Source organism: Stenotrophomonas maltophilia (genome assembly GCF_900186865.1).
GTDB lineage: Bacteria > Pseudomonadota > Gammaproteobacteria > Xanthomonadales > Xanthomonadaceae > Stenotrophomonas > Stenotrophomonas maltophilia.
Genome location: NZ_LT906480.1, coordinates 382,501 through 385,000, shown reverse-complemented (window position 1 = coordinate 385,000; position 2,500 = coordinate 382,501). Strand labels below are relative to the sequence as shown.

The window sequence follows — 2,500 nt, the reverse complement described above, 5'->3', positions numbered from 1 at the left end:
GTTCTTGTGACGTAGCGTGCACTTGGATGCTCTTACGACGCTGTCGTAAAGCCAAGGCAACTTGAGGTTATATGGTCAAGCCGCACGGATCATTAGTATCAGTTAGCTCAATACATTGCTGTACTTACACACCTGACCTATCAACCACGTAGTCTACATGGTTCCTTCAGGGGGCTTGTGCCCCGGGAGATCTCATCTTGAGGCGCGCTTCCCGCTTAGATGCTTTCAGCGGTTATCGCTTCCGAACATAGCTACCCGGCAATGCCACTGGCGTGACAACCGGAACACCAGAGGTTCGTCCACTCCGGTCCTCTCGTACTAGGAGCAGCCCCTCTCAAATCTCCAACGCCCATGGCAGATAGGGACCGAACTGTCTCACGACGTTCTGAACCCAGCTCGCGTACCACTTTAAATGGCGAACAGCCATACCCTTGGGACCGACTACAGCCCCAGGATGTGATGAGCCGACATCGAGGTGCCAAACACCGCCGTCGATATGAACTCTTGGGCGGTATCAGCCTGTTATCCCCGGAGTACCTTTTATCCGTTGAGCGATGGCCCTTCCATACAGAACCACCGGATCACTAAGTCCTAGTTTCCTACCTGCTTGATCCGTCGATCTTGCAGTCAAGCACGCTTATGCCTTTGCACACAGTGCGCGATGTCCGACCGCGCTGAGCGTACCTTCGAGCTCCTCCGTTACTCTTTAGGAGGAGACCGCCCCAGTCAAACTACCCACCATACACGGTCCCCGACCCAGATAATGGGCCCAGGTTAGAACGTCAAGCACGACAGGGTGGTATTTCAAGGATGGCTCCACCACAGCTAGCGCCATGGTTTCATAGCCTCCCACCTATCCTACACAGACGAACTCAACGTTCAGTGTAAAGCTATAGTAAAGGTTCACGGGGTCTTTCCGTCTTGCCACGGGAACGCTGCATCTTCACAGCGATTTCAATTTCACTGAGTCTCGGGTGGAGACAGCGCCGCTGTCGTTACGCCATTCGTGCAGGTCGGAACTTACCCGACAAGGAATTTCGCTACCTTAGGACCGTTATAGTTACGGCCGCCGTTTACTGGGGCTTCGATCAAGAGCTTCGCCTTGCGGCTGACCCCATCAATTAACCTTCCAGCACCGGGCAGGCGTCACACCCTATACGTCCACTTTCGTGTTTGCAGAGTGCTGTGTTTTTGATAAACAGTCGCAGCGGCCTGGTTACTGCGACCCTCTTCAGCTATAGCTCGCACGAGCCACCAAAAAGGGTGCACCTTCTCCCGAAGTTACGGTGCCATGTTGCCTAGTTCCTTCACCCGAGTTCTCTCAAGCGCCTGAGAATTCTCATCCTACCCACCTGTGTCGGTTTACGGTACGGTCTGCGTAAGCTGAAGCTTAGGAGCTTTTCCTGGAAGCGTGGTATCAGTGACTTCGCCATAAAGGCTTGTCTCGGTGCTCGGTCTTAGAGGATCCCGGATTTGCCAAAGATCCAAACCTACCGCCTTTCCCCAGGACAACCAACGCCTGGTACACCTAACCTTCTCCGTCCCTCCATCGCACTTACGCGAGGTGCAGGAATATTAACCTGCTTCCCATCGACTACGACTTTCGTCCTCGCCTTAGGGGCCGACTCACCCTGCGCCGATTAACGTTGCGCAAGGAAACCTTGGGCTTTCGGCGTGCGGGTTTTTCACCCGCATTATCGTTACTCATGTCAGCATTCGCACTTCCGATACCTCCAGCAGACTTCTCAATCCACCTTCAACGGCTTACGGAACGCTCCTCTACCGCGCATAACAAAGTTATGCACCCCAAGCTTCGGTTCTGTGCTTAGCCCCGTTAAATCTTCCCCGCAGACCGACTCGACCAGTGAGCTATTACGCTTTCTTTAAAGGGTGGCTGCTTCTAAGCCAACCTCCTGGCTGTCTGTGCCTTTCCACATGGTTTTCCACTTAGCACAAAATTTGGGACCTTAGCTGTGGGTCTGGGTTGTTTCCCTTTTCACGACGGACGTTAGCACCCGCCGTGTGTCTCCCATACAGTCCGTCTCGGTATTCGGAGTTTGCAATGGTTTGGTAAGTCGCGATGACCCCCTAGCCATAACAGTGCTCTACCCCCGAGAGGATACATATGAGGCGCTACCTAAATAGCTTTCGAGGAGAACCAGCTATCTCCGGGTTCGATTAGCTTTTCACTCCTAATCACACCTCATCCCCTACCTTTGCAACGGGAGTGGGTTCGGGCCTCCAGTGCGTGTTACCGCACCTTCACCCTGGGCATGACTAGATCACCCGGTTTCGGGTCTACTGCCCGCGACTATGCGCCCTTATCAGACTCGGTTTCCCTTCGCCTCCCCTATACGGTTAAGCTTGCCACGAACAGTAAGTCGCTGACCCATTATACAAAAGGTACGCAGTCACTCCTTGCGGAGCTCCTACTGCTTGTACGCACACGGTTTCAGGTTCTATTTCACTCCCCTCTCCGGGGTTCTTTTCGCCTTTCCCT

The 2,500-nt window shown here is 53.7% G+C and carries 1 rRNA gene (cut by a window edge); it reads right to left on the bottom strand.

The window, feature by feature from the left end:
• Positions 1-71: 71 nt before the first annotated feature.
• Positions 72-2,500 (bottom strand): 23S ribosomal RNA (locus tag CKW06_RS01850) (it continues 451 nt past the right edge of the window).